Source organism: Rhizobium sp. BR 362, assembly GCF_036528765.1.
Taxonomy (GTDB): domain Bacteria; phylum Pseudomonadota; class Alphaproteobacteria; order Rhizobiales; family Rhizobiaceae; genus Rhizobium.
On sequence record NZ_JARWGH010000067.1, the window covers coordinates 1 to 7,331 of the forward strand.

Sequence of the window (7,331 nt, forward strand, 5' to 3'; positions counted from 1 at the left end):
ATGCTCACCTGTCGCGCCTGTGGCGTCGACCCTCTCACCTGGCTGCGCCAGGTGCTCACTGAGTTGCCGCAGCGCGACGAAACCGCGGACATTGGAGACCTGCTACCGTTCAACTTCTCCAAAAACTCTGCGGCCTAACAGAGCCGGATATCGCTACCAACCAACGCGAGGGCCGTTCAGGGATGCCGACCCGTCAATGTGCATGGAAAATCGCGCTTACGGATATTCTGCTGCGAAGATGGTTGTAAGCTTCCTGCCCATATCGCCCCCGCTATCGAACAACGCCAATATACAATTCAGCCTCCGATGCACAAAGAGTAGGGCAGTCGACGCGTGCATAACTGCTTCCGGCCCAAACCAGTCATGGGCAATCGGGCCAACCACTCGGCTTGCCGAACAATTCAGTTTCAGATGGAGCTTGGAATAGCAGGGTCGCGGGTTCCAATTCCTTCAAGGCGTTTAACCTAAGGCAGTTCGGTTATCCGTCTTAATCCCATCACACAGCACAGTCGCGCACTATTTTAACAAAGCCCTCAGCCGAGGCGTCGCAAAATCGAGAAACGTTCTGAGTTTCAGCGGCATCAGGCCTTCCGATTTATGAAGAAGGTGAACCGGCGACGCCTCATGCTCATACTCCTCCAGCAATGGAAGGAGAAAGCCAAGATCGACGGCCCGCTTTGCCTGATAGGCCATGACGCGCGTTATCCCGAGACCTGCCGCCGCAGCATCGACCGCCGCTTCGGCGGTATTGACGGAAAGGCGTGTCCGAATTGGCACGGCGATCTCTCTTTCGCCCTCGCGGAACGCCCATACCTGAGTCGAAAGTACTCCATTGAAGGCTATGCAATCGTGACCCTTAAGGTCCTCAGGATGCGAGAGACGGGAATGCCGCTGGAGATAATCGGGATTGGCATAGGTAGTGGTGCGGATCGAACCCAGACGCGTCGCGATCAGGCTGCTATCTGAAAGCTCGCTGATGCGCAAAGCGACATCGATATGGTCGTCGGCAAGACTGATCATTCGGTCACTCATCGTCAGATGAATGTTGATCTCCGGAAATGCCTTCAGGAAGTCCGTTATGATTGGCAACACATGCAGGCGACCGAAGACAATCGGCGCCGTCATTGTCAGGTCTCCCTTTGGCGCAGCATATTCCCCGGTGGCACGGCGTTCGACTTCTTCTACTCGCTCGAGAATCTCGCGCGCCGCAGCGACATAATCCTTCCCGACCTCTGTCAGCAGGATCCGTCGGCTGGTGCGGGTGAACAGGCGAACACCAAGATAGGCTTCCAACTCAGCTATCTTGCGGCTGACTGTCGGCAAAGGCGCGTGCAGGGCACGTGACGCAGCTGAAATACTGCCATGTTCCGCGACGGACAAAAGAACCGCCATGGCATCAAGACGATCCATACTCGCCTTCCATAAAATGAGAGGGTGCCTACAGAAATGACACTCTACTACAAAAATATGGATGTCACTAGATTTCTCCCGTCACCGGATGATTGTGTCCGGACCGTTAGGGAGCCAGCCATGAAACTCTACCACTTTCCTTTATCGGGCCATGCGCACCGCGCTCGTCTTTTCCTGTCTTGATCAACGTGGATGCCGAGATTATCGACCTCGACCTGGCAAACGGTGAGCACAAGACGCCGGAATTCCTGAAGCTCAACCCTTTCGGCCAGGTGCCGGTGCTGGAAGACGGTGATGTCGTCGTCAACGATTCCAATGCAATCCTCGTGTATGTTGCTACAAAGCTTGGCCGCAAGGACTGGTTGCCGGACGATCTGGCTTCGATTGCGAAGATCCAGAAGTGGCTTTCCGTTGCCGCCGGAGAAATTGCCTATGGCCCCTGCGCGGCCCGACTGATCACCGTTTTCGGGGCAGATTTCCGGGCCGATGAGGTGATTGCGCGTGCTCACCGGATACTTGGCTTGATCAATGCGGAACTCGAAAAACACCCCTTTATCATAGGCGATAGGCCGACCATCGCAGATGTGGCGCTCTACAGCTACATCGCAGGTGCGCCCGAAGGCAACGTCGATCTGACGCCGCATCCCCAGGTTGGCCAATGGTTGGCGCGGATCGAAGCTTTATCCGGTTTTGTCGCTCTACCGAAAACGGCAGTCGGCCTCGCCGCCTGAGATAATCTTGCGGACGGGGCTTTGGTCCCGGCCGCCGCTTCTCGTAGGAGGTTTCAATGCCTGCTGAAGAATTCCCACTCTCATCACCATGGCATGCCGGGGAACTGCAGTTACAGCGGCACGCCGGTGTGGTTGATCAGATGGACCCGATCGGGCGCAAGGTCTTGCGTCGGTTCCTGCTCGATCAGCATCGTGAGTTTTACAATCTGCTGCCCTTTATTGTCATCGGCTCGGTCGATCGCGAGGGCATGCCATGGGCGACGATCCGTAGTGGGCGGCCGGGCTTCCTGCATTCGCCCGATCCACTGACCCTGGATATCAATGCCGTCGGCGATCCTGATGATCCGGCAGAAGCCGGAATGAAGGACGGTGATGCCATCGGTCTGGTTGGCGTCGATCTCATCACCCGTCGACGCAATCGTTTGAACGGGACCGTGATCCGCAACGGCGATGACTTTATTTCCGTGTCCGTGGGGCAGAGCTTCGGCAATTGTCCGCGCTACATCCAGAATAGACAGTTCAGCTTTGTGCGCGATCCGGCAAAGCCGACCCGTTCCGAAGCGCTGGTTTCAGACCGGCTGGACGGAGAGGAACGGCGCATCATCGAAGCTGCCGACACCTTTTTCGTTGCATCTTATGTGGATCGCGACAGTGAAGGACGGCAGGTGGATGTCTCCCATCGAGGTGGCCGGCCGGGTTTCGTTCGCGTCGATGCCGATGGTGGCCTGACGGTGCCGGATTTCAATGGAAACCTGTTCTTCAACACGCTCGGCAATTTCGTCATCAATCCGCGCGCCGGACTTCTGTTCGTTGATCATGAGACGGGTGACATGCTGCAAATCACCGGCAGGGTTGAAGTCATTTTGGATTCACCCGAAATTGCCGCCTTTGATGGCGCGGAACGCCTTTGGCGTGTCCTGCCGGAGAGGGTGGTGCTGCGCAAAGATCCGTTGCCGCTGCGATGGAGCCTTCTCGAAGGCGGCATCTCACCGAGCAGCCTGATGACCGGGGCATGGAGGGAGGCCGCAAGCCGCTTGAAGATTGCCGCCCAGCCAAAGACATGGAGGCGCTTCCGCGTGGAACGTATCGTCCAGGAAAGCTCAACAATCCGTTCGCTTCATCTTGCACCGGTCGATGAAGAGGCCCTTATTCCGCACCTTGTCGGTCAGCATCTGCCGATCCGCATACAAAACGGGACGGCGACGCTCCGTCGGAGCTATACGATATCCAGCGCTCCATCGGATGGCTTCTATAGGCTGAGTGTGAAGCGGGAGGGGCGGGCATCCACGCTCCTGCACGCAATGCAGGAGGGCGACAAGATCGAGGCACTGGCGCCAGTCGGTGCGTTCACCATCGACGCCATGGAACGCAACCGACCGGTCGTTCTGCTCGCGGCTGGCATCGGCATCACGCCCTTGCTTTCGATGCTGCGCCATCTCGTCCACACCGGCGACAGAACGCGCTGTCGTCGACCAGTCTGGCTGTTCCGGTCGTCGCGCATTTCTGCCGAAAGAGCCTTTGATCGCGAAATTGGTGAACTGGTTGCCCGCAGCGAAGGCACGGTTCGGGATATCAGGGTGCTCGGATCCCCCGATATCGATGAGGAGGGCCTTTTCGATGCAGTCGGTCGCATCGACATTGCGCTGTTGAAGGCACATTTGCCATTTGGCGACTATGATTTCTACATCTGCGGACCGGCATCTTTCATGCAGTCGATGTATGACGGCTTGCGTGGGCTAAACGTTGCCGACGATCGTATCCATGCCGAGACGTTCGGCCCCTCTGGCGTGAAGCGCGATCGTGCTGTATCCGCATCGCCGTCGTCGCTCAATCCTCCCGCTTCGATTCCAAGCCTCGTTACTTTCACTCAATCTGGAAAGGACGCGCTCTGGAAGCCAGGCGGTGGGTCACTGTTGGAGCTCGCAGAGCAGAGTGGTCTAAGCCCGCCTTACGGCTGCAGGGCCGGCCATTGCGGCGATTGCCGAACCAAGATTATCGGGGGCGGGGTCAGTTATCGATCGGAGCCCAGCTACGCTGTGGCAGATGATGAGGCACTGATTTGCTGTTCGGTGCCTGCACAAATGAACGAGGATTTGCAACTGGACATGTGAGGGCTGGCAAATTCAGTGCCGAAGCAAAGTGCAGAACGCAGACACCTGCATCGTTGGACGCCTCACAGACCCCTACAACGGGTCAGGATCCGAGAAAGATTGCTAGTTCTCTGGCAACTTATAGCGCGTCTCATCCTGATCGTCGCGCTATAGTCGAAGCCGATACTTGACCGCAACAGGGGAGCGAAATCGAGGTTTGTCCTCATAGCCATATCCTCCTTATAAGCAACATGGATACAAGGAGACGCCAAGAACGACCGGCGTCTCCTGGACTTGTGTCAATCCCCGTCGGGCGACGGTTTCAAGGGGGAGTGGAGTTTCCCGGTAGAAAAATTTGTTTACCACGGCAGTAAGATCCGAACTCAGATAGAGAGATGCGCAATAATCATGACGATGACTTCTGCTGACGTCACCGGTGAAGGACGCTAAGATCGTTTCTCGTTTGGGTGAGCGGCAATCACAGCGGGGACGACGCGGTGTATAAGCAGGATGTCGTAGTTGCCGGATCTATGGCAAGCGCCAGGCGTTCGGCGCCGCCACCCGGATTGTCGACGTGTTCAAGGAAGACCGTGAGCGGATCACAACAGAAAGCGATCGAGCGGGTTCAGCGCTTCGCATTCACGATCTCTTTCAGCAAAATCTGTTCTTTACCGCCAATCAGCTCGTTCAGACGACAGGCCTATCCGCGCCCACAGTCAATGCAGCGCTGGCAGACTTGGAGCGTTTCGGCATCATCGAGGAAGTGGCGGGTCGCAAGCGCGGGCGCGTCTTCAGCTATAGACGGTATCTCGCAATTCTGAGCGAGGGCACTGATCCCTTGCCCACGACTGAATAAAGAAACCAATAAATATGGGTCATTGCTTCTATTCCGTTCAACTGCAATAGACGCCAAACTACCGCGCCTGAGGTTCGACTCCGATCAAGGCGATCGAATCGAGCGACTCTGATTAAAGCGAGTTGTTTCGTTACTCAAAATCGCTGTCGCCAGCGCGACACTGCGGTTAGGCGACAAGTGGAGCATGTTGATCATCGCACATCTGGTCGCCGGTCCGATGCGGTTCAACGAGCTGAAGCGCACCATCGGCGAAGTTTCGCAGCGTATGTTAACTTTGACCTTGCGGAGCTTGGAGAAAGATGGCCTGGTCTCCCGGGAAATTTTTCCAACAATTCCTCCGAGGGTAGAGTACCGGCAGACGCCGCTGGGTCAAACCTTGATGACACCCGTTATGGCGTTGATCGAGTGGTCGGTTGCGTATCAGGATGATGTGGTCAAAGCGCGAGCTAACTTCAATCAGCAGGCGTAGACGGGGCGTGACGAGGATAGCAGCCTTGGTCGCGCCGGATTGGCAGCAGGAGGTGGGCTAACTCTGGTGACATTGGCCGATGCGTTTCGAAGGGCGCAATGCTATTCCCCCGCGTTCTTTGGGCGGAATGTTGCAGTTAGGATCTAGTCGTCGCCGACGGAAAACCTGTTTCTGCCCTTAAAGTTCGTACTTTAAAGCCGGAGCCCGGGTCGCCGCGAGGCCGGTCACGAACTGCCTGATCCGCAGCGTGGAGAACAGAGGCCCGCGTTCGCTGTCACGGACGATCCTCAGCGCGAACATGTCGAGGAGGCCGGCGCCTGTTACGTCGCCCCTCGAGTTAGTCAGGCCCTGGCCTGCCCTGCGGGACGGCTCACTTAGCACTACTTTGGCAGAATTGAATTTAGGTTCATTTGGAACCTGATACGGCAGTGTGGACATCGTTGTGGTGGATGGTGGTTTGAGAGTGCGGCTATGACGGCACGCCGGACAGCTGGCAGTGTCGGCTTAGGCGGGCCGTGCCTCTTTCTTTTTTTCCCGCTTTGCCTTGTTGAGGCGCTGATGCTGAAGAAAGGCATAGGCAATCATCGTCATCAACGCGTGTCGGTGTAGGCCCTGCCATGATCGGCCTTCAAAGTGATCGAGGCCGAGTTCTTCCTTCATCTGCTGATGGGCCTGCTCGCAGACCCATCTTGCTTTGATGGCGGCCGCGAGAGCTTTCAAGGTCGCCTCGGCCGGCAGATTGGAGAGATAATATTTGCGCTCGTCGTTTGAACGCCATTCACCAACGAGCCACGCTTCTTCGCCCGGCATGTGCTGCTGTCCCTTGTCGAGGATGCGTTGCGGGTTGCCATCAGCAATCCGAATGCGTAGGGCCGCGAAGCGTGCGGTCAGTCGAGCTTTGGTGCCGTGACGCCAACTGACCTTCTTCCAGGTCGCTCCTTCCAGGATCGCTTCGGCTGCGGTCGACAGCGTATCGGGGATCGAATGCTTGCGCGGTCTTCCATGGCCGGCGACAGGAAAGATCAATGCGACATCATGAGGATAAACCTTCTGATGCTTGGGAATGCCGACGGCCCAGGTGAGATTGCGTGCACTGAGCCCCTGGCGAAACGCAGCCGACAGACCATAGCCGGCGTCGGCAAGGACGGTACCAAACCGCACGCCTGCAGCCATCAGCCGATCGATCTCGTCGAGCGCGATCTCCGGTTTGGTGCGGGATCGGCGCATCTCCTCGGGAATGCCGGCCTTCGCCATCCGATCCTGATCACTGGTCCAGCTCTCGGGCAGGAACAGCCGCAGGCCAACGGGAACAGGAACCTCGTCGCGGGCCAGCGTCAACGACACTAGCGTCTGGCAATTGGCGCGCTTGCCGAGCATCGACGCATACTGCGGTGCGACCCCAACGGAATGGTCGCCCTTCTTCGGAATAGCCGTGTCATCGATCACCAGAAAAGCATCTGAAGCCCCGACAATCCTGTCGGCCCGCACCGCCAGTTCCGCCTCAAGAGGACCGGCATCCCAAATCCCATCCGAGATGAAATGATGCAGGCGGTCGTAGCGATCTAGTGCCAGACGTTCCGCCATCGGCTCGATACTCTTGCGATCGCCCGGTCCGATGAGGCCCGAAATATACACCGGGCACATCTGCCGCCGCTTCTTGTGACCAAGCTTCTCAACGAACGGCTTCAGCCAATCCGTCAATGCAACATTCTGCTCTGCCATCCCATGCACCCTCGTTGGAATGCCAAGGATGGCCGATCATCGTTACCTGAGAG

Annotated in this window: 4 protein-coding genes and 3 pseudogenes; 5 read left to right on the forward strand and 2 right to left on the reverse strand. The window is 57.3% G+C overall.

Going from position 1 to position 7,331, the window contains the following annotated elements; translation table 11 throughout:
- Positions 1-138: transposase domain-containing protein (locus QDY28_RS30350; protein ID WP_331384816.1), on the forward strand; the 138-nt coding region annotated here is incomplete at its 5' end.
- 378 nt (positions 139-516) lie between these two features.
- Here QDY28_RS30350 and QDY28_RS30355 read toward each other — a convergent pair.
- On the reverse strand, positions 517-1,410 hold the full coding sequence (locus QDY28_RS30355) for a LysR family transcriptional regulator (protein ID WP_331384813.1): 894 nt from the start codon (positions 1,408-1,410) through the stop codon (positions 517-519).
- A gap of 120 nt (positions 1,411-1,530) precedes the next feature.
- Here QDY28_RS30355 and QDY28_RS30360 point away from each other — a divergent pair.
- The 4 genes and pseudogenes from QDY28_RS30360 (at position 1,531) to QDY28_RS30375 (ending at position 5,556) form a co-directional block, all read left to right on the forward strand.
- Positions 1,531-2,141 (forward strand): annotated as a pseudogene (locus tag QDY28_RS30360) (glutathione S-transferase family protein).
- Between the two features lie 56 nt (positions 2,142-2,197).
- Positions 2,198-4,252 (forward strand): 2Fe-2S iron-sulfur cluster-binding protein, encoded by a 2,055-nt coding sequence (locus QDY28_RS30365; protein ID WP_331384814.1) that lies wholly within the window; start codon positions 2,198-2,200, stop codon positions 4,250-4,252.
- A gap of 520 nt (positions 4,253-4,772) precedes the next feature.
- Positions 4,773-5,087 (forward strand): annotated as a pseudogene (locus QDY28_RS30370) (Fic family protein); the annotation flags it as partial.
- Positions 5,088-5,247: 160 nt separating this feature from the next.
- Positions 5,248-5,556, forward strand: a complete 309-nt coding sequence (locus QDY28_RS30375) for a winged helix-turn-helix transcriptional regulator (RefSeq protein WP_331384817.1) — start codon at positions 5,248-5,250, stop codon at positions 5,554-5,556.
- Between the two features lie 507 nt (positions 5,557-6,063).
- On the opposite strand, the pseudogene QDY28_RS30380 reads toward QDY28_RS30375, so the two are convergent.
- Positions 6,064-7,278: pseudogene (locus QDY28_RS30380) on the reverse strand (IS701 family transposase); the annotation flags it as partial.
- Between the last annotated feature and the right edge of the window lie 53 nt (positions 7,279-7,331).

Coding starts and splice junctions, on each gene's coding strand:
- QDY28_RS30365 (WP_331384814.1), top strand. CDS start 2,198: ATGCCTGCTGAAGAATTCCCACTCTCATCACCATGGCATGCCGGGGAA.
- QDY28_RS30355 (WP_331384813.1), bottom strand. CDS start 1,410: ATGGATCGTCTTGATGCCATGGCGGTTCTTTTGTCCGTCGCGGAACAT.